This is a genomic window from Actinomyces sp. oral taxon 169 (assembly GCF_013394715.1).
GTDB lineage: Bacteria > Actinomycetota > Actinomycetes > Actinomycetales > Actinomycetaceae > Actinomyces.
On record NZ_CP058259.1, the window covers coordinates 2,501,620 to 2,526,119 of the forward strand.

The 24,500-nt window shown below is 69.5% G+C and carries 24 protein-coding genes; 4 read left to right on the top strand and 20 right to left on the bottom strand.

Features of this window, described 5'->3' with window-relative positions:
* Positions 1-5: 5 nt before the first annotated feature.
* Entirely contained in the window at positions 6-461 is a 456-nt protein-coding gene (locus HW274_RS10560; RefSeq protein ID WP_185988759.1) for a YchJ family protein, read from the bottom strand.
* A 2-nt stretch (positions 462-463) separates the two neighbouring features.
* A complete protein-coding gene (locus HW274_RS10565; protein ID WP_185988760.1) occupies positions 464-1,822 on the bottom strand; it encodes a M18 family aminopeptidase in 1,359 nt (452 codons plus the stop codon).
* A gap of 79 nt (positions 1,823-1,901) precedes the next feature.
* On the opposite strand from HW274_RS10565, the gene HW274_RS10570 reads away from it, so the two are divergent.
* Together HW274_RS10570 and HW274_RS10575 are read left to right on the top strand one after the other, a co-directional pair.
* Positions 1,902-2,555 carry an HAD-IA family hydrolase gene (locus tag HW274_RS10570; protein ID WP_075255315.1) on the top strand — a complete coding sequence of 218 codons (654 nt, stop codon included), beginning with the start codon at positions 1,902-1,904 and terminating at the stop codon, positions 2,553-2,555.
* A gap of 96 nt (positions 2,556-2,651) precedes the next feature.
* Complete coding sequence (locus tag HW274_RS10575; RefSeq protein ID WP_075255316.1) at positions 2,652-3,215, top strand: GtrA family protein; 564 nt, start codon at positions 2,652-2,654, stop codon at positions 3,213-3,215.
* Positions 3,216-3,473: 258 nt separating this feature from the next.
* Here HW274_RS10575 and HW274_RS10580 read toward each other — a convergent pair whose 3' ends face one another.
* Positions 3,474-4,286 (bottom strand): peptidyl-tRNA hydrolase, encoded by an 813-nt coding sequence (locus HW274_RS10580; RefSeq protein ID WP_256692579.1) that lies wholly within the window; start codon positions 4,284-4,286, stop codon positions 3,474-3,476.
* A gap of 289 nt (positions 4,287-4,575) precedes the next feature.
* Here HW274_RS10580 and HW274_RS10585 point away from each other — a divergent pair, with 289 nt between their 5' ends.
* Entirely contained in the window at positions 4,576-5,865 is a 1,290-nt protein-coding gene (locus tag HW274_RS10585) for a M48 family metallopeptidase (protein WP_075255317.1), read from the top strand.
* Positions 5,866-5,890: 25 nt separating this feature from the next.
* Here HW274_RS10585 and HW274_RS10590 read toward each other — a convergent pair whose 3' ends face one another.
* The 14 genes from HW274_RS10590 to HW274_RS10655 all read right to left on the bottom strand — a co-directional run bounded on the left by HW274_RS10590 (position 5,891) and on the right by HW274_RS10655 (position 18,331).
* Entirely contained in the window at positions 5,891-7,249 is a 1,359-nt protein-coding gene (locus tag HW274_RS10590; protein WP_075255318.1) for a PAS domain-containing protein, read from the bottom strand.
* Positions 7,250-7,833: 584 nt separating this feature from the next.
* Positions 7,834-8,814, bottom strand: coding sequence for an arsenic resistance protein (locus HW274_RS10595; protein ID WP_185988761.1), 981 nt, complete (start codon positions 8,812-8,814; stop codon positions 7,834-7,836).
* 48 nt (positions 8,815-8,862) lie between these two features.
* On the bottom strand, positions 8,863-9,687 hold the full coding sequence (locus tag HW274_RS10600; RefSeq protein WP_185988762.1) for an LLM class flavin-dependent oxidoreductase: 825 nt from the start codon (positions 9,685-9,687) through the stop codon (positions 8,863-8,865).
* A gap of 28 nt (positions 9,688-9,715) precedes the next feature.
* Positions 9,716-11,620 carry a cation-translocating P-type ATPase gene (locus HW274_RS10605; RefSeq protein WP_003780583.1) on the bottom strand — a complete coding sequence of 635 codons (1,905 nt, stop codon included), beginning with the start codon at positions 11,618-11,620 and terminating at the stop codon, positions 9,716-9,718.
* A complete protein-coding gene (locus tag HW274_RS10610; protein WP_003780589.1) occupies positions 11,617-11,985 on the bottom strand; it encodes a helix-turn-helix transcriptional regulator in 369 nt (122 codons plus the stop codon). Before HW274_RS10610 ends, HW274_RS10605 begins: the two co-directional genes overlap by 4 nt.
* Positions 11,986-12,073: 88 nt before the next feature.
* On the bottom strand, positions 12,074-12,529 hold the full coding sequence (locus HW274_RS10615) for a hypothetical protein (RefSeq protein WP_260679065.1): 456 nt from the start codon (positions 12,527-12,529) through the stop codon (positions 12,074-12,076).
* Between the two features lie 37 nt (positions 12,530-12,566).
* Positions 12,567-13,853, bottom strand: a complete 1,287-nt coding sequence (locus HW274_RS10620; RefSeq protein WP_075255362.1) for a relaxase/mobilization nuclease domain-containing protein — start codon at positions 13,851-13,853, stop codon at positions 12,567-12,569.
* Positions 13,850-14,065 (bottom strand): hypothetical protein, encoded by a 216-nt coding sequence (locus HW274_RS12865; protein WP_009407148.1) that lies wholly within the window; start codon positions 14,063-14,065, stop codon positions 13,850-13,852. The genes HW274_RS10620 and HW274_RS12865 overlap by 4 nt, the downstream gene beginning before the upstream one ends.
* Before the next feature lie 278 nt (positions 14,066-14,343).
* The gene (locus HW274_RS10630; RefSeq protein ID WP_256692590.1) at positions 14,344-15,513 is read right to left on the bottom strand and encodes a Rep family protein; all 1,170 of its coding nucleotides are present in this window, start codon (positions 15,511-15,513) and stop codon (positions 14,344-14,346) included.
* Between the two features lie 65 nt (positions 15,514-15,578).
* Positions 15,579-15,794: a hypothetical protein gene (locus HW274_RS10635; RefSeq protein ID WP_060957359.1), complete on the bottom strand. Its 216-nt coding sequence runs from the start codon at positions 15,792-15,794 to the stop codon at positions 15,579-15,581.
* Positions 15,794-16,006, bottom strand: a complete 213-nt coding sequence (locus tag HW274_RS10640; RefSeq protein ID WP_003780572.1) for a hypothetical protein — start codon at positions 16,004-16,006, stop codon at positions 15,794-15,796. Before HW274_RS10640 ends, HW274_RS10635 begins: the two co-directional genes overlap by 1 nt.
* Positions 16,007-16,187: 181 nt before the next feature.
* Positions 16,188-16,637: a hypothetical protein gene (locus tag HW274_RS10645; protein WP_260679066.1), complete on the bottom strand. Its 450-nt coding sequence runs from the start codon at positions 16,635-16,637 to the stop codon at positions 16,188-16,190.
* A gap of 48 nt (positions 16,638-16,685) precedes the next feature.
* Positions 16,686-17,753: an LLM class flavin-dependent oxidoreductase gene (locus HW274_RS10650; protein WP_185988763.1), complete on the bottom strand. Its 1,068-nt coding sequence runs from the start codon at positions 17,751-17,753 to the stop codon at positions 16,686-16,688.
* 83 nt (positions 17,754-17,836) lie between these two features.
* On the bottom strand, positions 17,837-18,331 hold the full coding sequence (locus HW274_RS10655; RefSeq protein ID WP_185988764.1) for an isoprenylcysteine carboxylmethyltransferase family protein: 495 nt from the start codon (positions 18,329-18,331) through the stop codon (positions 17,837-17,839).
* Positions 18,332-18,583: 252 nt separating this feature from the next.
* On the opposite strand from HW274_RS10655, the gene HW274_RS10660 reads away from it, so the two are divergent.
* Entirely contained in the window at positions 18,584-20,788 is a 2,205-nt protein-coding gene (locus HW274_RS10660) for a hypothetical protein (RefSeq protein ID WP_185988765.1), read from the top strand.
* Positions 20,789-20,816: 28 nt separating this feature from the next.
* Here HW274_RS10660 and HW274_RS10665 read toward each other — a convergent pair whose 3' ends face one another.
* The 3 genes from HW274_RS10665 to HW274_RS10675 form a co-directional block, all read right to left on the bottom strand.
* Positions 20,817-22,538, bottom strand: a complete 1,722-nt coding sequence (locus tag HW274_RS10665; protein ID WP_075253727.1) for an MDR family MFS transporter — start codon at positions 22,536-22,538, stop codon at positions 20,817-20,819.
* A gap of 59 nt (positions 22,539-22,597) precedes the next feature.
* Positions 22,598-23,392, bottom strand: coding sequence for a TetR/AcrR family transcriptional regulator (locus HW274_RS10670; RefSeq protein WP_260679067.1), 795 nt, complete (start codon positions 23,390-23,392; stop codon positions 22,598-22,600).
* A gap of 386 nt (positions 23,393-23,778) precedes the next feature.
* Positions 23,779-24,228, bottom strand: coding sequence for an RpiB/LacA/LacB family sugar-phosphate isomerase (locus tag HW274_RS10675; protein ID WP_185988766.1), 450 nt, complete (start codon positions 24,226-24,228; stop codon positions 23,779-23,781).
* Between the last annotated feature and the right edge of the window lie 272 nt (positions 24,229-24,500).

The window sequence follows — 24,500 nt, forward strand, 5'->3', positions numbered from 1 at the left end:
GCGGGCTATCCGACGGCGTCGAGGTAGAGCCAGCGGCCGGCGCGGCGGGTGAAGCGAGAGCGCTCACGCAGGGCGTCGTCCACCACTCCCCCGCGCCCGTCGCCGCTGCGGTAGGTGGCGGTGAACTCCACGATGCCGGTCTCGTCGTCCGCCCCGCCGTCGACGGTCTCATGGATGGTCAGTCCCGTCCACCGGGTCCCGGGGTGGCAGTAGGGCCCCTCGGGGCGGGTGCGCGGGTGCCAGGTGCGGAAGAGATAGTCCTCGTCGCCGACGACGAAGGCCGTGTAGCGCGAGCGCATGAGGGCCTGGGCGGTGGGCGCCGGGGCGCCGTCGTGGAGCGGCTCGCAGCACTGGGCGTAAGTGCGTCCGCTGCCGCAGGGGCAGAGGTCGGCGCCGTGCACGCCGGCGGCGCGGATCGGCGAGTCCGACCGGCCCCTGCGGCCGGCTCGCTTCCCCACCACGCTCAGGCCCCCTGCCAGTAGGCGTGCAGGGCCTGGGCGAGCCAGGGGCCGTCCTTGACGCCGCCCATCTCGCGGGCCGAGTGCATGCTCAGCAGGGGCACGCCGACGTCGACCGTGGTGATGCCGAGGCGGGTGGCGGTGATGGGGCCGATGGTGGAGCCGCAGGGCACGGCGTTGTTGGAGACGAAGTTCTGACTGGGCACGCCCTCCGCGGCACAGGCTCGCGTCCAGATCGCGGCGCCCGCGGCGTCGGTGGCGTAGCGCTGCTGGGCGTTGATCTTGAGCAGGGGTCCGTGGTTGACGAGCGGTTGGACGGCCGGGTCGTGCAGGTGGGCGTAGGCGGGGTGGACGGAGTGCCCGGCGTCGGCGCTCACGCAGGTCGAGCGGGCCAGGAGGGCCTCGAGGCCGTCACCGCTGACGCCCAGGACCCGGGCCAGGCGCCGCAGGAGCGTCTCGAGGAAGGGGCCGCCCGCCCCGGAGCGCGTGTCCGAGCCGACCTCCTCGTGGTCGAAGGCGACCAGGATGACGGGCTCATCGGGCTCAACCCGCTCGGCCGCGAGCGCCTCGAGGGCGACCAGTCCGGCGTGGACGGAGGAGAGGTTGTCCAGGCGGGAGGAGGCCAGGAACTCGCCGTCGCGGCCGAAGCGGGCGGGCGCCTGAGTGGGGTAGGTCAGGACGTCGTGGCCGGCGAGCTCGGCCGGGTCGATGCCGGCGATCTCGCACAGGTGGGTCTCGACGGCGTCGGGGGCGGCGTCGGGTCCGGCCAGCGACCACAGGGGCAGCAGGTGGGTCTGGCGGTCCAGGTGGAGGGTGTCGTTGACGCTGCGGTCCAGGTGCGGGGCGATCTCGGCCACGCGGGCGATGGGGCCGGTGCGCACGAGGTGGACGGCGCCGTCACGGGTGGTCAGGCGTCCGGCCAGGCCCAGCTCGCGGTCGAGGAAGGAGGCGAGCAGGGGGCCGCCGTAGACCTCGGCGTTGATGAGCTGCCAGCCGGAGCGGACGAGGGCGGCGGCGGGCTTGAGCTTGAGGGCCGGGGAGTCGGTGTGGGCACCGACGATGCGCAGGCCCGCCCCCGGGTTGAGCGCCTCGGGAAGCGCCCAGGCGGCGATGGCACCGTCGCGGATGAGGTAGCCGCGCCGCGGCAGGCCCTCCTCCCAGGTGACGGTCTCGTCGGCGCGGGTGAAGCCGGCCGTCTCCAGGCGGCGGGCGACCTCGGCGGCGGCGTGGTAGGAGCTGGGCGAGGCGGTGACGAAGTCGATGAGCGAGGCGGTGTAGGCGTCGTCGTCGCGCAGGATCGCGGCGGCGCCAGCGGCGAGGGCACTGGAACGGGGGCTGGGCGGGGCGCTGGCGGCATCAGTCATGACCCCAGTCTTCCACCGGTGCGCCCTGACCGACCGTCCTCCCAAGAGAACCCACCGTGAGGTAGGGCAGAATCGGGGTGTGAGCATCTCTCAGCCGGTTATCCCGCCCGCCTCGTCCACACCCGTGCGCGCCGTCCTGCTCGATGCCGACGGCGTCCTGCAGCTCATCGGCACCCCGTGGGGCGAGGCGCTGACCCGCGGCGGCGGACCCGCCTTCGCCCAGGCCATGATCGACGGTGAGACCGACGCCCTGACAGGTCGGGAGACCCTCACCGAGCTGCTGGAGCGGGTGGTGAAGAGCCTGGGGCTGGAGCTGCGCGCATCGGACCTGTTGGAGATGTGGCACCGGGCCACGCCCGACCCCGTGGCCTGGCAGCTGGTGAGGGACCTGCGCGAGGCGGGTTACACCACGGTCCTGGCCACCAATCAGCAGTGGGAGCGTCGGGCCTGGATGCGCGAGCAGCTGGGCTATGACGGCCTGTGCGACATCGACGGCTACTCCTGCACGCTGGGGGTGGCCAAGCCGGATACCGCCTATTTCCACCGGCTGCTGGAGCTCGCAGGGGTGGAGGCGGACCAGGCCCTGTTCGTCGATGACAGCGCCACCAACATCGCCGCGGCCCACGAGGTGGGCTTGCGCACTATCCACCACCCGGCCGACGCCGGCGGCGAGCTCCTGCACCGCGAGGTCGCCCAGGCCCTGACGCCGGCCGCCTCTGCGCCGCAAGGATGACCCAGCGGGCCACTGTTCCTCCTTTCGGAACTTGCCCATCCGGCGCGGTCGGGGAAGACTCCCCCTGACAGAAGCCATCACAGGGAAGGACACCTCATGGCAGGAACCGCGACGGACGACCGGACCCCCGGGACCACCACCGCTGAAGGGGCTGCGTCCACCGTCGAGTCCTCCGCCTCCACGACCCGCCGCGCCCCGGAGGTCTTCCTGCGCCTCATCACGGCAATCCACTCCGTCCTGCCGGGCTTCGTGCGCCGTCGGCTGCCGGTGACCTTCATCGGCTACGCGATCATCAACGGCTCCGCCTTCCTCCTGGACATCACCTGCCTGTGGGTGTTCTACAACCACCTCCACTGGTTCTACCCGGTGGCGGTCACGGTCGGCTACGCCATCGCGGCCGTCTACTCCTTCCTGCTCAACCGGTGGTTGAACTTCCAGGCCCACGGACACGTCGTCCAGCAGGGGGCGGGCTACATGGCCGGGGTCGTCAGCCAGTACGTCATCTTCATCCTGGGCCTGTCCTCGCTGCTGCACTGGTTCGGGGTCAACGCCGAGCTGGCGCGCGTCATCTCGGCCTGCTGCGAGGGCATCTACCTCTACGTGTTCATCCGGCTGTGGGTGTTCCGCGGGGTGCCGGAGCCCGAGAAGCAGCCCCAGTAGATACCCGATCGGGGGCGTACTTCTTCGACGACGACTGCGTTGTCCTCCAGATGACTGGGGTCTGGCCTCAGTCATCTGGAGGAGAAGTACGTTCTGGGCGGGAAACGCAGTTCCCGATTCAGGGTGCCACGGCTCCTGAGACGCTCGTCCGGGTGGGAGTCCGGGGACCGGCCGCCCTGGCGGCGATGGCGGGCTGATGGAGGATACCTGGCGGGTCGCCGGTGCCCCTGCGCGAAGGGACACGCAGGCGCCGCACCCTCACCAGAAGGCGCGGGTCGTCTCGGTGGGGCCGTCGAGCTCGGTGAAGCCGGCGTCGGTGACGCTGACGGGCCGGGTGGTGGTCTCCCACTGCTCCCGGCTGGGCACGACGACGCGCACCCGGTAGCCGTCGTCGGCCCAGGCCCGCCTCAGGGCGGGCGGCATGGCGCTGCTCTCCCAGGCCAGCTGGGCGGCGTGGCCGCACTGGGCGGCCAGCTTGCCCGAGGTCATCTCGTGCAGGGGGGTCACCTCGATCGTCACGAGGGCCCCGGTGGATGCCGACGCCGCCGTGAGCGCGATCTGCGCGGCCGCAGCCGGGTCCTGGGCGACGCGCGCGGTGATCTCAGCGGGCGGCGGGGGCAGCTCGTCACCGGGCGGGAAGTGGGTGCCCTCCACCTGGGTCTTGGCCAGGGCCCCGGGCAGGGGGCGCACCGGCCCGGGCACGAAGGCGCGGGCGGCCGCCTGCCCCCAGCCGGCCGGGCCGTCCTGGGTGACAGTGACGCCGTCGATGTCCTGGACCTCCTCCCAGCGCTTGCCGCGGGCCCGACGCACAAGCTTGCGGATGCGCCCGTCGCGCCAGTAGTCGACGGCCGGGTTCCACGGTCCACCGGGGGCGGCGGCGGGCGAGGCCAGGAGGGAGACGACGGCGCGGGCGGCCGCCTCGGCGACGTCGATCCTCCGGGGCGGGTGGACCTTGTCGTAGCGCACGGCGATCTGCATGCCCCAGGGCACGGCGTGGTCCGGGTTCCCGGACAAGGAGGGCAGGGGCTGCGACGACGAGAACGGCGAGGACGGCGAGGCGGAGTGCGGCACGGACAGGAGCCTACGGGGTCGCGATCGGCGGCGTCGGATTCCGCCTGCTCCCGACCCCTGCGGGACAGCTGGTGCCGCAGGGACGTTCGAGGGGGACGTTCAAAGGCACGATTGAGCGCCACCTTTTCCTGCCAGACGGCTGATACGCCACAGGCGAAGATCCTCCTGGGGCAGGAGATGAATCCAGCGGCGAGTCGTTTAGGTTGCCGTCATGCCACCAGATGTTCCACCCACCGTCCCCGGTTCCCTCGGCTCGACGCCGCCAGCCGTGCCGCCCTCGCGCCCCCGGATGTTCAACGGCGCGACTGTTCACGGCTTCAGGGGAATCCGCACGCTGCGTCACCCCGCCGAGATCCCGCTCCTGGTTGCGACCAGCATGGCGACTGCACTGGCCTACCTGTCGTGGATCGCCCTGGTGATCTGGCTGGTCGCCGTGCCTGAACCGACCGGCCTGGGGGCTCAGGTTCGCGACTTCTTCCTCAGCCAGGAGAACAGCGGCGCACAGTTCCTCCTGCTGGTGCCCCTCATCCCGATCATCCTGTGGGTGGCGCGCGCGATGCTGTACGCCAAGCTCCGCGCGACCGCGGTCCAGATGAGTCCCACCCAGTTCCCGGAGGGCTATCGGATGGTTGTCGAGGCGGCCCAGCAGTTCGGCCTGCGCCGGGTCCCCGATGCCTACGTGACCATGGGCAACGGTCAGATCAACGCCTTCGCGGCCGGCCACGGCTACCGGCGTTTCGTGGTCGTCCACTCCGACATGTTCGAGATCGGTGGCCGGGCCCGCGACCCTGAGGCGCTGCGCTTCGTGATCGGGCACGAGGTCGGGCACCTCGCCGCGGGCCACATCTCCATGCTGCGCCTGCTGTTCGTCACCCTCGGCCTCAACGTCCCGCTTCTGGGCAAAGCGCTGGTTCGGGCCCAGGAGTACACGGCGGACAACCACGGCTACACCTACGCGCCTGCGGGCGTGCCCGGGGTCGTGGGGGTGCTCTCCGGCGGCAAGTACCTGGGTGCCGAGGTCAACACCCACGCCCTGGCGGATCGCGCCACGCGGGAGAAGGGACTGTGGCTCCACATGACCGTCTGGCGGTCCACGCACCCGGTCATCACCTGGCGTGCCCACGCCCTGCGCGACCGCACCCGCCCGGGGCGGATCATGATCCGTCCGCCGGAGTTCACGGCGTGGTTCCCGCCGCCGGCTCCCAGCGGCAGCGGGCCGTCCGGTTCGTGGCCGACGCCGGAGCAGATGCTCGCGGTGCTGGACTCCACCTCCTCGGCCGTGCCCAGCGAGGAGCAGTTCGGTCGCTACCCCGGTGTGGTCTATGAGGTCCCTCGCGATGAGCTGCGCTGGGCCTCCCCCGTTCCCGTGCCCGTTCCGGTGGCAGCCGCGTCTGTCGGACAGGGCGCCCTCTCAGCACCCCCGAGCGCGGCCGGTTCCACCGGGCCGCAGCAACCCGGCCCCTACGGGTATGCCTCACCGGCAAGCCCCGTGCAGGACCGACACGTGGACTACCCGGGGGCGACGCCCACTGAGGCAACGGCTCAGGACACCCCGCGCTCCGAGACCGACTCCTACTGAGCCCGGTCGGGCGGGGCGAGCCCTTTCAGTTCGGGGCGACAGCTCCGGCCGCCGTCGTGAAGGAGTCCAGGGCCTCCCCCAGCTCCGCGAAGTTGTCGGCGACCTGAGTGGCTTGGCAGCGGGCGGCGAGGTCGTCGAGCTCGGCCAGGCGACGCCCCACGGACTCGACCACGCCGGAGGCGGCACTGGAGAGCTCTGCGGCCGTGGCGGGCAGCTCCGGGTCGCTCGACGCGGCCGAACCGGTCCACAGCATGAGGAGCTGGTTCGGGATCGTCATCATGCGGCTGGCCTCGCCGATGTAGGCGACCGCCTGGGCTGCGAGGGCGCGGTGGGCCTGAGCCTGACGCTCCATCTCGGCGATGCCCTCACGCAACGACTCGATGAGGTCGGGGATGGCCTGCGCCGAGTACTGCGGGTCTCCGACGCCGTCGATGAGCTCGACGGTGAACAGGGAGGTGATGGTGGTGTGCAGACGGGCCAGGGCGATGCGGAAGCGGGTGCGGGCGCCGTTGGTGTCGAGCTGGGCCAGGGTGTCGACGAGCCTCGCCACGAGGGGGCTGACCAGAACCTGCATCTGGGTCCACAGGTCCAGCAGGTCGGCCAGGGGCTTGACCCTGGGGTCGGAGCGGTCCAGGGCGGCGATGTGCTCGACACTCAGGCGAGGGTCCTCCAGGGTCCGGGTCAGTCCCTTCCCCGCGGCCTTGAGTGAGGCGGAGAGCTCGGCGAGCTGCTGCTGACCGGACATCCACGAGTCGAGCCCGGCGGCGATCCTGGTGACCGAGTCGAGCATGACGCGCAGGTCCCCGGTGGCGTCGGGGCGCACCGGGATGCCGTCGGAGAGCTCCTCACGACGCGCCACCTCCGCCGGCAGGGCCGTGTTCTGGAACTCCTCGTAGGAGGACAGGCCCGCTCCGGCCAGCATCTCGGCGATGCGGCCCAGCCCCTCCTCGGCCGCCGCCCGGCGGTTGGCCCCGCCATCGATGGCCTGGTCCTCTGTGGCGCGGGCGTCGCGGTAGATGGCACAGGCGGTGTCGAACAGGTCGGAGCACACCGGTCGGGTGCGCACCGAGAGGTAGCCGCCGTCGGACAGCGGGGTGACGGTGGCGAAGACGTCGTACTCGCTGCCGTCGGCGGCGAGGTTGCGCACGTAGGCGGCGAAGGGGCTGCCGGCCTTGAGGGTGTCCCACATGGCCTTGAAGGCACCACCGGGCATCTCCGGGTGGCGAATGATGTTGTGCGGGGCGCCGGAGAGCTCATCACGCCGGTAGCGCGAGAGCTCGATGAAGACGTTGTTCGAGTGGCGGATGACACCACGCGCGTCTGTGGTGGAGAAGAAGAGCTGGTCAACACCCACCTCATGAACGGCTCCGGTGACCTGCGGCATAGGCAACTGCTCCTTGGAGAGATCGGGGGCTGGCGGCATCCGGCGCCCTGAGCCGGACAACCACCACCTTCCGCCCGTTGATTAACGGTTGGACGGCTGAACAATACATGGCACTTCGGGGACAACACCCGAGGGGAATCAACACAAAAGGATTGCCTATATGTTTAAAATGCGTCAGAAATTAACATTATTTTCCCTCTTGAGAATAGAGTTTCTCCAGCCTCGGAAAAACGAAACAAATTCCGCAACTAGATTCCCAGAATATTCTCAGGTACATTGAAGTGCTCCCTCAGGAGCAGTGGGTTACATAGTGACCGCCGCCGGACGGAACTGGTCGCGAGGGTTGGGGAGCCCAATGACCGATCGGATTTCGAGGCCGCCCGAGTTGATAGGGAGCTCGGCGCGAGCCGCTCTGGCGAAGGAGGGTTGATTCTCCTCTGGAATATGGGATCCAGGGGCGATGCCACCCTCAACGACAGGGGCCTGTGGGGCTCGGAGCAGTCCGAGACCCACAGGCCACGTCGTTCTTCTGCATCATTGACATCAATGCATCATCATTGCATCGGTTTCTTCCCCACACTCCCCTATCGAATAAGGCGGGGAAGCAGACGGACACCGATTGCCATGACGACGAGCTCCACCAACGTCTGAGCCACCACCACAATCGGCGCCATCCCCATGGAATCGGGCAGCGCGAGAGCCAACGGCAGAACCACCAACGAGTTACGGGTGGTCCCGGAGAAGGCGAGAGCCAGGCGCTCCTGGCGTCCCTGGTGAGCCATGCGCCCGGCGACATCTCCCACAGCCGGCATCACCAGAGCGAAAGCCACGAAGAGGGGAACAACCCGGGCGACGACGTCGGGCCGGGAGGCGACGTGGGGAACCTGGGAGGCGACGACGAGCAGCAGGGTCGCCATCATGAGTGGAACCATGAGCGCCGTCGCCGCTGAAGCGAGCCGGTCGGCGGACCGGACCCGGGGTGCGGCGCGCCGTGTGAGGATCGATAGCCCCATGGGCAGTGCAATCATGAGGACGAAGGCCTGCGCGAAAGGCCGCCAGCTGATACCGCCGCCCTGAGCCCCGGGTGAGCCGGCAGCGAGGGCCAGCCACAGCGGCAAGACGAGGGCCTGGAGGAGCATGAGCACCGGAGATGCCGCCAGGATGCGTGACCATGCGCCGCCGGCCAGTCGGGTGAAGACCATGACGTAGTCGACGCAGGGCGCCAGGAGCACCAGGAGGGTGCCGACCAGGAGCCCCGACTCATCGGCGACCAGTCGGGACAGAGGCAGGACCACCGCCGGCACCACGAGGAAGTTGACCGCCACAAGCGCCGCCATGAACCGGGCATCGGCGAAGGCGGCCCGCAGGCGATGGAAGGGGACACCGAGAAAGGTCGTGTACAGCAGCGCGACCAGCACCGGGGAGACAGCCGCCTCCAGAAGGCTGCTGGCTGCGGGAGCCGCCAGCCCCAGGACGGCGCCGGCCACGAGCGCACCCAGGTACAGGACCACCTGGTGGTGCTCCATCCACGCGACCACCGGGGCCTGATCGCCTGCGCCCTCCATGACGGAACCGTATCGCGACCAGACGGGACGGTGACCGCTGCCGGAGGTCTACACCTCCAGGGAATAGCCCGTCACCGGTCCGGCGGTATTGGGCTGCCACCCCAGTGCCGGGGCGACATGCTCGGCGAAGGCCTGCAAGATGTGGAGGTTGAAGTCGACGCCGAGCTGGCTGGGAATGGTGAGCATGAGGGTGTCGGCGGCATGGAGCGCCTCGTCCCGGGCGAGCTGCTCGATGAGGACGTCGGGCTCGGCGGCGTAGGTGCGCCCGAAGGTCGACTGCAGGCCGTCGATGACGCCGATCTGGTCGTGGGAGTCCTCGCCGCGCAGCGCGAAGAACTTCCGGTCGACCTCGGAGACGATCGGGAAGATGGAGCGCGAGACGCTCACGCGCGGGGTCCAGTTGTGGCCGGCCTCCTTCCACGCCTCGCGGTAGCGGCGGATCTGCTCGGCCTGAAGGTGGGAGAAGCCCTCGCCAGTGGCCTCGGTCAGGAGGGTCGAGCTCATGAGGTTCAGACCCTGGCGGGCGGTCCACTCGGCGGTCTCCCGCGAGCCGGCGCCCCACCACAGGCGGCGGTCCACGCCGGGGGCGTGCGGCTCGATACGCAGGCGGGAGCTGGCGCCGGGTGCCATGCCACCGCTGGTGTCGAGGTCCGCCTGCGGGACGCCCCGGACGGCGTCGAGGAACTGGGCGGTGTGGGCGTGGGCGACGTCAGCCCCGCGCGGGTCGACGCCGCCGGTGTAGCCGAAGGCCTCCCAGCCGCGGCGGGCCTGCTCCGGCGAGCCGCGGGAGATGCCAATGGCAATGCGCTGGTCGGTGAGCAGGTCGAGGGCGGCAACCTCCTCAGCCAGGTAGAGCGGGTTCTCATAGCGCATGTCTGAGTTATGGCGTTGGACGGAACACCTATTGCTTGCGGGCACGCGCAGCCCGCAGTCCGTTGGCGATGACGACGACTTCGGCGACCTCGTGCACGAGGACGACCGCTGCCAGGCCGAGCACGCCGGTGATCGCCAGCGGCAGCAGCACAGTGATGATCGCCAAGGACAGCACGATGTTCTGGTTGATGATCCTGCCGCCGCGGCGGGCGTGGCGCAGAGCCTGCGGGATGAGGCCGAGGTCGTGGCCGGTGAAGGCGACGTCGGCGGACTCGATCGCGGCGTCGGAGCCGGTCGCGCCCATCGCGATGCCCACGGTCGCCCCGGCCAGGGCGGGCGCGTCGTTGATGCCGTCGCCGATCATCGCGGTCGGCGACGTCTCCGAGAACCCGGCGACGATGCGAGCCTTGTCCTCGGGACGCAGCTCGGCGTGCACGTCGCCGATCCCGGCCAGCTTCGCCAGCGCAGCAGCGGTGCGGGAGTTGTCGCCGGTGAGCATGCTCACCTCGACGCCCTGGTCGCGCAGGGTCCGCACGACCTCGGGGACCTCGGGGCGCAGCTCGTCGCGGACGCCGATCGCCCCGGCCAGGAAGCCGTCGACGGTGACGAGCACGCAGGTCTGCCCCTCGGCCTCCAGGTCCTCGACCCGGGCCTTGAGCGGACCGGCGTCGATCCAGCGCGGACTGCCCACCGCCACCCTGCGGCCGTCGACCAGGCCACCGATGCCGTGCCCGGCCTCCTCGGCCACGTCCTGCGCGGCGGGGGTTCCCCGGCCCGCGGCGGCGATGGCGGCGGCGAGTGGGTGCGTCGAGTGCTGCTCCACGGCGGCAGCCCAAGCAAGCACCTGCGCATCGTCGAACCCATGGGCGGCGACGATGGCGGTTACCTCGGGCCGGTTGCGGGTCAGAGTGCCGGTCTTGTCCACGGCCAGGTGCCGGATGCCGCCGAGGCGCTCGAAGGCGGCCCCGCTCTTGATGACGACGCCGAACTTGGTCGCCGCGCCGATCGCGGAGACCACGGTGACGGGCACCGCGATCGCCAGCGCGCAGGGGCTGGCCGCGACGAGGACGACCAGGGCGCGGGTGATCCAGGTCTCCGGGTCGCCGAGCAGGGACCCGAGCACGCCGACGAGGACGGCGAGGACCATCACGCCGGGCACCAGCGGGCGGGCGATCCGGTCAGCGATCCGGGCTCGGTCGCCCTTCTCGGCCTGGGCCTGCTCTACCAGCTCCACGATCGTGGTCAGCGAGTTGTCGGTGCCCGCGGCGGTCGCCTCGACCTCCAGCACGCCGGCGCTGTTGATCGCGCCCGCCGACACCGCTTCTCCGGGCGCGACCTCGACCGGGATCGATTCACCGGTGATCGCCGAAGTGTCCAGGCTCGACCGGCCCGAGCGGACCAGCCCATCGGTCGCGACCCGCTCGCCAGGGCGGACCAGCAGCACGTCGCCGACGGCGATCTCCCTGGCCGGGACCGAGGCGGAGGTCCCGTCGCGCAGCACGGTCGCGGTCTCCGGCACGAGCTTCAGCAGCGCGCGCAGCCCGCCGCGGGCGCGGTCCATCGCCTTGTCCTCCAGGGCCTCGGCGATCGAGTAGAGGAACGCCAGCGCGGCCGCCTCCTCGACGTAGCCGAGGATCACCGCGCCCACGGCGCTGATCGTCATCAGCAGCGCGATCCCGAGCTTGCGCTTCACAACGAGATTCCGGATCGCACCGGGCACGAACGTGTACGCGCCCAGCAGCAGGCCCGCCCAGAACGCGACCAGCGCCGCGATGTGCAGCCCCGACCACTCCAGCGCCAGGCCGGTGCCGAACGCGACGCCGGAGAGGATCGGCACGACCAGGCCGGGATCACGCCACCACGGGCGCTCTGCCTCCTCTGCCTCGTCCGCGGGGCTGGTCGTCGGCTCGTCGCAGCCGCAGGCGGCGCTCACGAGGCGTCCCCCGAACTGCTCGCGGCGCAGCAGCCCGGCACCGAGCAGGCCGGGTCGATGCACGGCGCGCTCTCGTCCACGGCGAGGGTCACATCGACCAGTGCCGTCAGCGCCGCGGCCAGGTGCGGGTCGGCGATCTCGTAGCGAGTCTGGCGGCCCTCGGGCTCGGCGACCACGATCCCGCAGTCGCGCAGGCAGGTCAGGTGGTTGGACACGTTCGAGCGGGTCAGCCCCAGCTCGCGCGAGAGCACCGCGGGGTGGCTCGGGCTGTCGAGCAGGGACATCAGGATGCGGGAGCGCGTCGGGTCGGCCATGGCCCGGCCGAGCCGGTTCATGACGTCAAGACGCGAAGCAATGGTCAGCATGCACTGAACTATACAGCAGCCGCTGACCTAATGTCCAGTTGTCGCGGCTGCCGCACGCGCTGCGCGCGCTTGCCCTCGTGAGGCGTGATCACCTCTTGCGCCAGCGGGGCCACTTCGGCATCCCGCGGCCCTTCCAGGTCTCCACGAGACCCGCAACCCAGCGGACGGACGCGAAGAGCCCGTAGCCGGCCCCGGCGAGGCCAGCGCCGACCACGAGCCACCGGCCGATGCCGAGCCACACGCTCCCGTCCACGTCCAGCGCCCACTGAACACCCGTGATGAGCCCGGCGATGCCCATCCAGAGACCGGCGACGATCACGGCCACCGGCAGGAGAACGAGGCACATCGCGGCGGCGGCGGACCAGAGCTGTCGCGCCTCCAGCTTCGCCGTCGCGGCGATGATCCGCTCCGCCCGCGCGTTCGAGGCGTCGAGGCTCGCGGTCATCGTGGCCGAAGCCTCCCCGGCGACCTGCTCGACAGCCTTCTCGACCCGTTCCTCGGTGCGCTTCTCGATCCGCTGGACCGCGCCGCCGACCTGGCTCACGAGCTTCTGGTTCGCTGTGACCTGCGCCTTCAGACCCTCAATCGCCGAGGCCGTAGCCGCGCGATTCTTCTGCGCCTCCGCGACCAAGCTCCGCGACGCGGCGTTCAAGCTCTCGCCGTTGAGACTCTGCGCGAACTCGCCGAGCGTGCTCGCGATCTCGTTCTGCCTGCTCTCGATACTCGCGATCCTCGCGGACACGTCGCTGGAGGGCGAGGAGGTCGACGCCGGGGCCGTGATCCGCTCCAGCCGCCTCGTCGTCTCCTCGTCCATGACCTTCACGAACCCCGCGAGCTTCTTCTGCTGTTCGGTCAGCGTGGCGATCCTCGTGTTCTGCGCCTCGACGGCGGCGAGGATCGAGGTCAACAGCTCCATCGTCTCCGGACTGCCGAGCTGCTGCTGCGACTGCTCGGGCTCGTTCTGCTGCTTCAGCCTGTCGAGCGCTGCGCTCATGTTCCTTCTCCTTCTGCTGCTGGTGGTAGTCGAAGAACGCCTGCGCGCCCTCCGGGGTGAAGTCCGCCGAGAGGGCGCTCGCGCGCTTGCGGCGCTCGGCGCGGCCGGACTCGCCGCGGCGATCCTCGATGTAGAGCGTCCAGGTCTCTTGCCCGGCGCGCTTGCCCTTCTTGCTGACGGGGCTGTGCAACCGCATCCGCGGCACCCGCTCCCCGTCATCGCCGAGCCGCTGGTTCTGCTCCTCGATCACCGAGACCAGACCGGCCTTGTCCACCGCCCGGGGATCGGCCAGCGCCGCGCTCATCCGGTCGCCCATCTCGCGGTCGAGCGATCCCTCGGCGAAGTCCTCGCGGCGCAGCTCCCAGTCCTTCGGTGCGTGCTCCAGCCGCTTCACGACCGAGAGCCCGTGTTCTCGCATCAGCTGGTCGTTCGCCGACTGGACGCCCCGCTGATTCCCGGCCTTGCGGTCGTGGAACGTGCGATAGTCCGAGAGCGCCTTCCCCGTCCGGTTGTTGTGGTTGATGACCAAGATGTGGTTGTGCGGCTTCTTGCCCCGCCCATCCACATGACTGACTACGAGGCAGTCGGAATCCGGGTGCATCTTCTTCGCGAGCTGATAACCGAGATCATTCACCCGCTGCACGTCCTCCGGACTCTTCGGGTCGAACTCCTCGTCGCTGAACGACTGGCGGTAATGCACCGCCTCGACCTCGCGCGTCGTGTTCTGCGTGAGCGACCGAGCGCGCGCCGAGAACGCGCCGGGGCCTCCCGGCACATCGCACGTGATCGCGATGCCCCGCTCGTCCTCCTTGCCACGGATATAGCGCTCCGTGTCGGCGGCGCTGGCGCTCGCGCTGTAGTGCGTGGTGCTCATGAGGCCGCCCGATCCCCGAGCAGGGCGCGGACCTCGCGCAGCAACTCGATCAGCTCGGGCACCTCCGCCGACAGCGCCACTGACTCACCAGCCCGCGCCCGGCGGTCGAGGTCGTTGACGTTGATCGCCAGCGGGCGAATCTGCGCGGCTAGCTCGCGAGCATCCGCCGACGCCTGCACCCGCGCCTCGACCCCGAGCAGGTGCGCGGCCACGGCGGCGTCCAACTCCTCGCTCCGAGAGGCGTGGAGGGCATCCCGGACGACGGTCCGCACCCACGTGCTCGGAGCCAGCCCGAGCCGCTTCGCACGAGTGCGAAGCGCCGCGAGCGTCTCCTCTCCGAAGTCGGTATCGAGCTTCGCGCGGCCCCCTCGACCCCCTGGAAGAGCGCATCGCGTTCGGTGCTCATGCGGCACCTCCGATCAGCGCCAGCGGCACGTCAGGGCTCCGCACCGCGAGCCCGCCCAGCAGCTCAGCAACCGCGCCCTCAGCGTCATGTTCCGCCGAGGTCTCCGGACCGTAGGTCAGTTCCCGCGACCCGACGTTCTGGTGACTGGTCCAACGCCTCGTCCACGTTGCCCTTCTGGCGGGCGTAGTAGAAGAACTCGACAGGCTCGATCGTCGCCGTGATGACGATAAGGCGCGGGGCCACCTCGCCCTTGTTCTTGTACCGAGCCTTCGCAGGCGAGGCGTTGTACGGATCAAGCAGCAGCAGCCAGTCGTTCGCATCCATCGCCGAGGCCCGCAGATCGTCCAGCAGCAGCACCTCCTCGCCTCGCCAGTCATCAAGCGGGTTCCCCGTCGCGGCCCGGTAGACCTGCCACCGCTCGCCGTGCGCGTTCACCGCGTTGATCGCCTCGGTGATGAAGTCCGTGGCGAACCGGGTCTTGCCGATCCCGGCATCCCCATGGACGAACACCACGTGCGTCGAGAACTCACCGGCGCGGAGCTTCGCCGCCGCCCGGTATGCGCGGCGCTGGCCGTAGGCCGACAGCGCGTCGTCGATCTCCCGCTGATGCCGCAAGTAGATGTCGAACAGCTCGTCCGTGAGCATGATCTGATCCCGCGTGAACTCGCCCTGGAGCACGCGCTCGCGCATGTCCTCGAAGTTCTCGGCGACGACCTTCTTCTTCACGTGCGCGCGCCCCTTGAGCCAGGTCTCCCGACGCTGGGCGTCGATCCCGAGGTAGTCAGGCCCACGCACCGTAGCGACCTCCGAAGGCGCGTATTGGTGCTTGTCCGCGTACTTCACGTGCGTCAGATACGACAGCATGTTGTCGTAGGCGTACCGCCCGCGGCCCGGCTTCTCGACGTACTGGGGCTCGACGCCGATGCCGAACGCGAGCCGATCCAGCGGTGCGCTCTTCGCACGGCTGGCGAACTTGATGACCGCGTGCAGGTGATCGGGCTTCGGCTCGATCACCAGAGCCTTCTCCATGTCGCTCCAGACCTCGCGCTCGTCCTTGTCATGCACGATGCCGTAGGCCTCGACGACCTCGCAGCCGGTGGCCTCGAGCCGCTGCACCACGTAGGCGAGGATCGCTTCGGCTCCCTGCTGGAGCAGCGCGGCCCCGTTCGGGTCCTCGGCAGCCCAGGTCCAGTACGACGGATCGAGGTACTGCGTGAGCCCGATGCTCGTCGGGTTGTTCTCCTGCTTAGCCACGGCGACCACCCCCGCCGCGGACAGCGCGGAGGGCCTCAGAGAGAGTGCGGCGCCTAAATGACCCCCTATTGACCCCCAAATGAGACCCAAAATGATCCCACGAGGCCACGCGACGGAGCGCGGGCGTCGGCGACGGCGACGGCGATCTCGACGGACTCCTCCAGCACGGAGCGGAGCACGCCGAGGTCGTAGAGACGTGCCTCGGACTCGGCGAGGGAGGGGTCGCCCTGTCGCCAGCGGAAGCCGTTCACGTGGTCGAAGGCGGCGGAGTTGGCGCTCATCAGTGACCACCGCCCATCACGGCGGCGACCGCGGCGCGCTGTCGCGGGGTCAGGGGCGTGCGAGCCAGGCGTTCACCGGCCAGACGACCAGCAGCACGAGCGGCGGCGATGACGGGATCAAGGCCGTCTGCCTGCGGAGAAGGAGTGGAGCCCTGATCGAGGCCAGGGCGGTCGAGCGCGGATGCGCGGGGAACGTCGATAACGACAGACATCGGAAGTCCTCAGACATGAGTATCTTCCGGTTCCCCGCCACGGTAATTGGGCTGTTTGACCGGCTACTCATCCGGGAGCAGAACCCCGCGCTTCTAAGTCGCGGCCCCGGTGGGATCTTCTTGTCTGCAACCATTCTCCCACGAGTCGACTCACCATTGCAATGACGAGTCGACTCATGAGTCAGTCGCGACGCGGCTCTATCCGAATCAGGTCGGGGTCGAATTTCACGTGACCGGGCGTGATGGGCTCGATGGTCACCGTCACCAGCTCGTCCACGAGCATCCGGCGGCGGTCCACGTCCAACACCTTCCACTTCGCCTCGACCACCTCGCGGCGCTCCGCGGTGCCGACCGGCTCCTCGACGTCCGCGAGCAGCTTCGCCGCCGCCGACACCGAACGGTCGAGCAGCTCCGCGTCGATCTCGTCGATGCGGGCCTTCACGTCGTTGATCGCTGCCGTTATCTCCAGGACCGGCTGATGGATGTCGCGCAGCAGCGGGCTCAGCTCCTTCACCCGATCGACCAGGGCGTTCCGCTCCGTCAGCAGCTCCTCGCGATCCGGCCCATCGTCCTCCTGTGGCATCACGAGGTCGTGCACGACCACCGGGGCCTGATCGTCTGCGCCCTCCATGACGGAACCGTATCGCGACCAGACGGGACGGTGACCGCTGCCGGAGGTCTACACCTCCAGGGAGTAGCCCGTCACCGGTCCGGCGGTGTTGGGCTGCCAACCCAGTGCCGGGGCGACATGCTCTGCGAAGGCCTGCAGGATGTGGAGGTTGAAGTCGACGCCGAGCTGGCTGGGAATGGTGAGCATGAGGGTGTCGGCGGCATGGAGCGCCTCGTCGCGGGCGAGCTGCTCGATGAGGACGTCGGGCTCGGCGGCGTAGGTGCGCCCGAAGGTCGACTGCAGGCCGTCGATGACGCCGATCTGGTCGTGGGAGTCCTCGCCGCGCAGCGCGAAGAACTTCCGGTCGACCTCGGAGACGATCGGGAAGATGGAGCGCGAGACGCTCACACGTGGGGTCCAGTTGTGGCCGGCCTCCTTCCACGCCTCGCGGTAGCGGCGGATCTGCTCGGCCTGAAGGTGGGAGAAGCCCTCGCCAGTGGCCTCGGTCAGGAGGGTCGAGCTCATGAGGTTCAGACCCTGGCGGGCGGTCCACTCGGCGGTCTCCCGCGAGCCGGCGCCCCACCACAGGCGGCGGTCCACGCCGGGGGCGTGCGGCTCGATACGCAGGCGGGAGCTGGCGCCGGGTGCCATGCCACCGCTGGTGTCGAGGTCCGCCTGCGGGACGCCCCGGACGGCGTCGAGGAACTGGGCGGTGTGGGCGTGGGCGACGTCGGCTCCGCGCGGGTCGACGCCGCCGGTGTAGCCGAAGGCCTCCCAGCCACGGAGGGCCTGCTCCGGCGAGCCGCGGGAGATGCCGATGGCGATGCGCTGGTCGGTGAGCAGGTCGAGGGCAGCGACCTCCTCAGCCAGGTAGAGCGGGTTCTCATAGCGCATGTCGATGACGCCGGTGCCGACCTCGATGCGCCGGGTAAGGGCGCCGGCCGCGGAGAGCAGCGGGATGGGGGCGGCGGCCTGGCGGGCGTAGTGGTGGACGCGCCAGTAGGCGCCGTTGACGCCGATCTCGTCAGCGCCGACGGCGATCTCGACGGCCTCCTTGAGCGCCTGGCCAGCGTCGGGGTCGCCAGGGCCGCGACCGTGTCCATAGTGTCCGAAGCTGAGAAACCCGAATGCTTTCATACAACCTTCAACTACGCGCTCCGTCGGATCATTCCGGCCGACCGCGCGATTCAGGTCACCCCACCCTCATGCGCCGCACACCCTCAGCGCCGGCAGCGCGCCTGACAGTACCCTCGAGCGCACGGCACACCCAGCCAGCGGGGAACGGCCTCCTTGTAGTCGAGGTAGTCCTGCCCGAACCTCTCCTCCAGAGCCTTCTCCTCGGCCGGGATCTGGTGGCGGTCGATGAGCCAGACGAAGCCGGCCAGCGGGATCAACGCGGACGGGCTCCTGCGCGCGATCGCGTGCGAGAGCAGCAGGCCCGTCAGGCCCAGGTACATGGGATTGCGCGTCAGCCGGTTGGGGCCGTCCACAACGAGGTGCTGGGCCCGCTCGACCCTCACTGGGTCGACCGTGGTGCGGTGGCGAAGAAAGTTACCCGCACTTCCGGCAAGCAGGCACAGCGAGCCTCCGACGACGGCGGTGGCCGCCGCCACCGACGCGGGCGTCACTGTCCGACCACGAGCCATGGCGCCCTGCGCCGCGCCCGCCATCGCCAGCAGCACTGCCGGGGGCGGTCGCCTGATGATCTGTTCCATCACCAGGCCATCCTCTCATCCGCAGAGCCCGGCGGCGCACCAGACTCGACCCACGAGAACGCTCAGGACCACCAGAGCACCTCGACCAGCATCCTCACAGTGATTTATCGATCAACTTCACGGTTGGTTTCGCCACCCGTCATCTCTCCCCCGGTGAACAATGGCCAGGCGGTTCCATCCGCTCCGACGGGCTCAGCCCGTCGGACGGCGGCACGCACAGTCCCCTTCCTCCGACACAAGGCGAGAACAGCGATGAAGCAGTCAGCCAGGACAACCATCCTCACCCTGTGGGGCGCACTCGCCACCGCCCTTGCCCTGTCCCTGTCCATCACCGCACCCGCCGTCGCCCTCGACCCGGGAGGCCGGGAGGAGGCCCTGCCCACTACGCCGCCACCCGACCCCAGCGTGCCGAGCATCGGAACCACCGTCCTGAGTGACGGCACCCCCGTCGGCATCGTCGTGGCCGGCGGCAACGGCGGCCTGCTGCACGTCGTGGACCTCAATACCCGCACGCTGAGGTCGCGCGAGCGGCTCGTCCCGGAGAACACCGACGTGCAGCCCTGGGAGTTCGCCACGTTGTCGAACCGGCACGTCATGCTCGCCAGCGGCGGCGGACAGCTCTTCGAGATCGATCCGGACGCCCCCGAGGGACAGAAAGCCACGAATCTGAGCGATCCGTCCCGGCCCGGCTACGAACAGGTCGCCGCCTACAGCACGTTCCTCTGGGACGTCGCCGTCGACGAGCACGACCGGGTCTATGTGGCCACGCAGAGCAATCACGGCGGCCACATCCTGCGATACGACCCCTCCGCCAACCAGGGACGGGGCCAGTGGACCGACCTGCTGCCGGGAGGAGTTCAGGCAGGAGAGAGCGACGTGCGCAGCCTCGCTTACGACAACGGGTTCCTCTACGCCGGGACAGGTACGAAGAACCCCTCCATCGTCCGGATCAACACCTCCACCAACGCCGCCACCAAGCTGGCGGTGCCCAGTCACGTCACCGCCGGCCTCTCCCACCTCGAACGGCTGCAGGTCAAGGCCGGCAACCTGTACGTCGGCACGAATGTCCCGGGCGGCGTCCGGCCGACCTGCGGGGGAACCTGCGTCCTGGACCCGGCCACCGGGGCGCAGAAGATGAAGGACGGCAAGGCGCTTGAGGTGGACACCTGGTCCAGCCAGGTCGTCACCCGCCCCGGCGAGGCTGAGAAGGTCTACTACACCGTCCAGAGCCACAACACACCGACGCTCCAGGAGTACGACCCACGGACCAACACCTCACGGACGCTGGCCCAAGGACTGGTCTCCACGGCCAGGCCGAGCCAGTCGAGCTGGGCGACGCACGAGCACTTCATCTCAGCGGGCAAGGACGACGCCAGCATCGCCATCGTCCACGCCTCCGACGGCAGCGCGACAGGCCTTCCCCAGGACGCGAACGGAGGCAACGCGATCCAGGGGTCACCTCGCGACATCCAGTCCCTGACGGCAGTCCCCGGCGGAGACCTCTACGCCTCCTGGTACATGACCGCCCCGATGCTCCTTCGCACCACCCCCAACGCGCAGGTGGACAAGACGCAGTACAGCCTGCCCCAGGCGCCGCTGGGTCAGGTCGAGGGCTTTGGGCACAGCAGCAAGTGGTTCGTCACGGGCATCTACCCCAGTGGCGAGCTGGTCAGGTACGAGATGGGGGCCTCCGGGCCGATGCTGGAGAATCACCAGTCGGTGAGGATCACGCCTGATGCCCGCCAGGCGCGGCCGTACGCCATCGTGCCGATCAATGACGACGAGTTCGCCGTCGGTGCCTCGCCCAAGAACAAGCCCGGCTCCGGGGCGCTGTCCATCTACGACGCCGCGCACAACAAGATCGATACCTACCCGCTGGACACGATCAGCTATGCGGATCCGTCGCTGAGGGGCTTGTTGAGCGACCGCCGGCCGCTGTCGATCGTCCACCACCAGGGCAAGCTGTACGTGGGGACCAGTGCGAGCGGCAACGGCATGAACCCCGACCAGACGGAGGCGAGCGCGCCCAGGCTCTTCGAGTTCGACCTGAAGACGCGGAAGGTGACCCGCGTGATGACGCCGTTCAAGGACCAGCGTTCCATCACGGCCCTGACCCTGGGCAGCGACGGCACCGTGTACGGGACCACCGGCATGCACGTCTTCGCCATGAGCCCGGCCGACTTCACGATCGGACGCAGCCGGGCGCTGACCAGGCAGGGCTACGCCGACGCCAACCGCAGTCAGCTGATAGAGCGTGACGGCGTGCTCTACGGGATCATGGCGGGGCGCCTGCGAGCCCTGAGCACGTCCCTGCAGGATGAGGGCACCGTCATCGCCGACTTCGCCACCACCCCTCAAGGAAAGGTCTACGTCAACTCCCTGACCCTCGGCGCCGACGGCAGTCTCTACTACGCGCGGGGAAGCAGGATCTACCGCTACCGGTTCCCGGCGGGCTGAGGCGGGCGCCCGGCCACCGGGCCGCCCATCACTCTGCGTCAGCCGCCATCGCCGGCTCCGTCGATTCCCGCTCCGCCTGCTGCGGCGCCGAGTCCGGGTCCTGTGGCGCCATCGGCCCACTGAGCTCATCCTCGGCCTCGGCCTCAGCCTCAGCGACCTGCTCCATGGCCGTCTTCTGGGACAGGGGCACCTCGGGCAGGAAGAGGGCGACGACGGAGGTCGCCACGAACAGCGGGATCATCCAGCCGAAGATCGGCAGGAGGGCGTCGGCGTAGGAGCCGGCCACGGCGTCGTGCAGGGCGTCGGGCAGCTGGTTGACCAGGGTGGGCGTGAGCGAGGAGGTGTCGGCGTCCTTGAACTGGGCCAGTTCCCCCAGGACGGCCGGGTCCGCACTGCGGGCCAGCGCCCCGATCCGATCAGTGAGGTTGGAGGTCAGGCCGGAGGAGAAGGCGGCGCCGATGAGCGAGGCACCCAGGGAGACGCCGACCTCGCGGAAGAAGTTGTTGCCGCTGGTGGCCGTGCCCAAGTGCTTGGCCGGGAGGGCGTTCTGCACCACGGTGACCAGGAGCTGGAAGAACAGCCCGATGCCCGCCCCCATGAGGAAGGTGGCCGCGGAGATCTGCCAGACGGGCGACGTCGTCGACAGGCGGGAGAGCCAGAAGGCGGCGCCGGCGGCGACCAGGGGCCCCGCCACCGGGTAGATCTTGTAGCGGTCGGTGCGTGAGACGAGCACGCCGGAGAGGATCGAGGAGACGAGCATCCCGATGGTGATGGGCACCAGGAGCAGGCCGGAGGTGGTGGCCGAGTAGCCGTAGACCATCTGGAGGTAGGTGGGCAGGTAGCTCAGCACACCGATCATGCCGCCCATCGCGAGCATGCCGACGAGCGTGGAGACGATGAAGGTGCGGCTGGTGAGGATCGTCCAGGGCAGGATGGGGTCGGTGGCGCGCGTCTCGACGAAGCCGAACAGCCCCCAGCAGACCAGGCCGACCACGCCCAGGCCGATGATGACCGGGCTGGTCCACTCGTACTGGTTGCCGCCCCAGGTGGCCATGAGGACGATGGCGATGGCGCCGGCGTTCATGAGTCCGAGCCCCCACCAGTCGATGGGGCTGGTCAGGCGGCTGCTGGGCAGGCGCAGCACCAGGAAGATGGCGATGAAGGCCAGGACGCCCAGCGGCAGGTTGATCCAGAAGGTCCAGCGCCAGGAGACCGAGTCGGTGAGCCAGCCGCCGATGATGGGCCCCAGGATGGAGGCGATGCCGAACATGGCTCCCATGGGGGCCATGTAGGTGCCGCGCACGCGCGGCGGGATGAGGTCGCCGGTGATCGCCTGGGAGGAGATCATGAGGCCGCCGCCGCCCAGCCCCTGGATGAAGCGGTAGATGATGAGCTGGGTCATGGAGTCGGCGGTGCCGCACAGGGCCGAGCCGATCAGGAACAGGGCGATGGCCACCAGGAAGAGGTTCTTGCGCCCCACGAGGTCGCCGAGCTTGCCGTAGACCGGCATGGCCACGGTGATGGCCAGGGTGTAGGCGGTCAGGATCCAGGCCATGTGGGCGGCGCCGCCGAGATCGCCCACGATGGTGGGCAGGGCCGTGCCGACGATCGTCTGGTCCATGGCAGACAGGAACATGACGATCAGGAGCGAGGCGTAGACCGCCCAGAAGCGGCGGTCGGGGTGGAACTCCGCCCCCGGTTCGTGGAGGGCGGTGCCGGCGGAGGCCGGCGTCGAAGTGCGTTGAGTCATCAGTGTGGCCTTGTCGATTGAGGGCGAAGGATGGAAAAGGATGGAAACAGTTGGTTCAGTCAGGTGCGAGAAGAACGAGGCGGGCCGCCCGCATGGCTAGGCGGCGAGCTCGACGGTGTCGGGTCACCGGCAGCGGTGGCGGCTGAGGCATCGGAGCGCGGCGGGGTGACCACCTCGGAGATCGCCTCAACCATGGTGCGGACGGCATCGACTAAGGGGACCTGGGAGCACTGGCCTGAGACCTCGACGGTCGAAGGGCCCTCGGAGGCCCTGGCGGGCTCGGTGAGCTCGGTGCTCTCGGTGCGCGCCGCCATCTCGCGGCGCTCCTCCCAGGGGTGGGAGCGCCCGCACCACAGGTCCAGGGAGCTGCGCTGAATAGCCATGGCCAGGGCGACGACGGCGCGGGTGCGCGGGTCGTCGGACTCGGCTCCCAGGCGGCGGCCGGCGGCCTCCGTCAAGGACTGGGCGACGATGCGCAGCCGCTCGTGGACGGCGCGCTCCACCTCGGGGTTGTCCCGCACGACCTCCGGGAAGGACAGAAGCCAGCCGCGCTCGGACTCGACGGACTCGGCACCGGAGGCGAGCAGGACTCCAAGGTCCTCCAGGAGGCTTCCAGAGCCGTTGACGAAGGCCTCGACAACCTCGGGTGCCGGTGGCTCCAGGCCGACGACGAGGAGGTCGGCCTTGGAGGCGAAGTGGTTGAAGACAGTGCGCCGGGAGACTCCGGCGAGGGCGGCGACATCATCGACCGTCATCGCGGCGTAGCCGCGCTCCCGGGTCAGGGTGAGCGCGGCGGCGCGGATGGCGGCGCGGGTGCGTTGCGCCTGGGTGGCGCGCAGGTCGGTTCCGGTCACGCCACCATCTTGCACTCAGTGCAGACTTGCACTCAATGCAAGTTTGCGCGAGGTTCCTCACGCAGGTCGTCGCGGCGCCACGCGCAGCGCGACCCCACGCGCAGCGCGACCGGCCACGATGTGCTGGGCGGTGTCCAAATCGGATACAAAGGCTCGCCCCAGTTCGGACGCGCAGAAAGAAACCGCGTGATTCCGCGGTTCAGTCAGCGACTATGCCGAACCTTGGACTCGTTTGTATCCGATTTGGACACGGTTGCCTCTTGCAGCACCTGGGCGGCTCTCAGGCACTCCCGTAGACAGCGACCTCGATGAGGTTCCGATAGGGGCCACGCATGTAGAGGCTGCGGACAGCGCCATGGGCACCCGTCTGCTCGACGGGGCAGCCGTCAGGAGTGGAGACGCGCCTCGTAGGCGGCGATCTCGCCGACCTTGGGGCCGTAGCTGCTGGTGGGGTCGTGGCGCAGGTCGAGCCAGATGTCGATGAGCGCCCAGGCGGCGGGGGCCGCGATGACGTTCTGCCCCATGCACAGAATCTGGGCGTCGTAGTTCTCCACCGAGCCGCGCACGGTGAGCAGGTCGTGTGCGGTCGCCGCGCGCACCCCCGGCACCTTGTTGGCCGCGATGGCCGTTCCCACGCCGGTGCCACAGATGAGAAGCCCTCGGTCGACCCGCCCCTCGGCGACTGCCCGGGCGACCTGGAAGGAGACCTCCGGGTAGGTGATCTCCGGTGTGGACAGGTCGAGGACGTCGCTCACGCGCCCGTCCTCGACCAGTCGTTCCTCAAGAGCGTCCTTCAGAAGGGCTCCATTGCCCGGGGCACCGATGGCGATTCGCATGCGCTCAGTCTCTCAGGCCTCGCCGCCCAAGGCGAGCCCTCAGTGCCTCCCAACGATTCAAGGACTCCCGCCATCACGGTGAAGGAGCCTGACTCATCCAGGAAGCACGACGCCCGATGCTCTCATCGAGAGTGCCTCCGGCGATCAAGCAAAGGTACGCGTTACCGAGGACCGGATGAGAGGCGTGTAAGCGATCGAACTACCCTCACAGATCTTCATCTTTCGACCCCGAAGCGCAGCACTTTCCACTCCTACTCAAAGATAACGCCCTC

Excerpts from the sequence above, each read along its gene's own strand:
- HW274_RS10655 (WP_185988764.1), bottom strand. The coding sequence starts at position 18,331 with ATGGAACAGATCATCAGGCGACCGCCCCCGGCAGTGCTGCTGGCGATG.
- HW274_RS10620 (WP_075255362.1), bottom strand. The coding sequence starts at position 13,853 with ATGAGCACCACGCACTACAGCGCGAGCGCCAGCGCCGCCGACACGGAG.
- HW274_RS10595 (WP_185988761.1), bottom strand. The coding sequence starts at position 8,814 with ATGGAGGGCGCAGGCGATCAGGCCCCGGTGGTCGCGTGGATGGAGCAC.
- HW274_RS10645 (WP_260679066.1), bottom strand. The coding sequence starts at position 16,637 with ATGGAGGGCGCAGACGATCAGGCCCCGGTGGTCGTGCACGACCTCGTG.
- HW274_RS10665 (WP_075253727.1), bottom strand. The coding sequence starts at position 22,538 with ATGACTCAACGCACTTCGACGCCGGCCTCCGCCGGCACCGCCCTCCAC.
- HW274_RS10575 (WP_075255316.1), top strand. The coding sequence starts at position 2,652 with ATGGCAGGAACCGCGACGGACGACCGGACCCCCGGGACCACCACCGCT.
- HW274_RS10675 (WP_185988766.1), bottom strand. The coding sequence starts at position 24,228 with ATGCGAATCGCCATCGGTGCCCCGGGCAATGGAGCCCTTCTGAAGGAC.
- HW274_RS10600 (WP_185988762.1), bottom strand. The coding sequence starts at position 9,687 with ATGCGCTATGAGAACCCGCTCTACCTGGCTGAGGAGGTTGCCGCCCTC.
- HW274_RS10635 (WP_060957359.1), bottom strand. The coding sequence starts at position 15,794 with ATGAGCGCCAACTCCGCCGCCTTCGACCACGTGAACGGCTTCCGCTGG.
- HW274_RS10660 (WP_185988765.1), top strand. The coding sequence starts at position 18,584 with ATGAAGCAGTCAGCCAGGACAACCATCCTCACCCTGTGGGGCGCACTC.
- HW274_RS10565 (WP_185988760.1), bottom strand. The coding sequence starts at position 1,822 with ATGACTGATGCCGCCAGCGCCCCGCCCAGCCCCCGTTCCAGTGCCCTC.
- HW274_RS10650 (WP_185988763.1), bottom strand. The coding sequence starts at position 17,753 with ATGAAAGCATTCGGGTTTCTCAGCTTCGGACACTATGGACACGGTCGC.
- HW274_RS10610 (WP_003780589.1), bottom strand. The coding sequence starts at position 11,985 with ATGCTGACCATTGCTTCGCGTCTTGACGTCATGAACCGGCTCGGCCGG.
- HW274_RS10590 (WP_075255318.1), bottom strand. The coding sequence starts at position 7,249 with ATGCCGCAGGTCACCGGAGCCGTTCATGAGGTGGGTGTTGACCAGCTC.
- HW274_RS10585 (WP_075255317.1), top strand. The coding sequence starts at position 4,576 with ATGTTCAACGGCGCGACTGTTCACGGCTTCAGGGGAATCCGCACGCTG.
- HW274_RS10640 (WP_003780572.1), bottom strand. The coding sequence starts at position 16,006 with ATGTCTGTCGTTATCGACGTTCCCCGCGCATCCGCGCTCGACCGCCCT.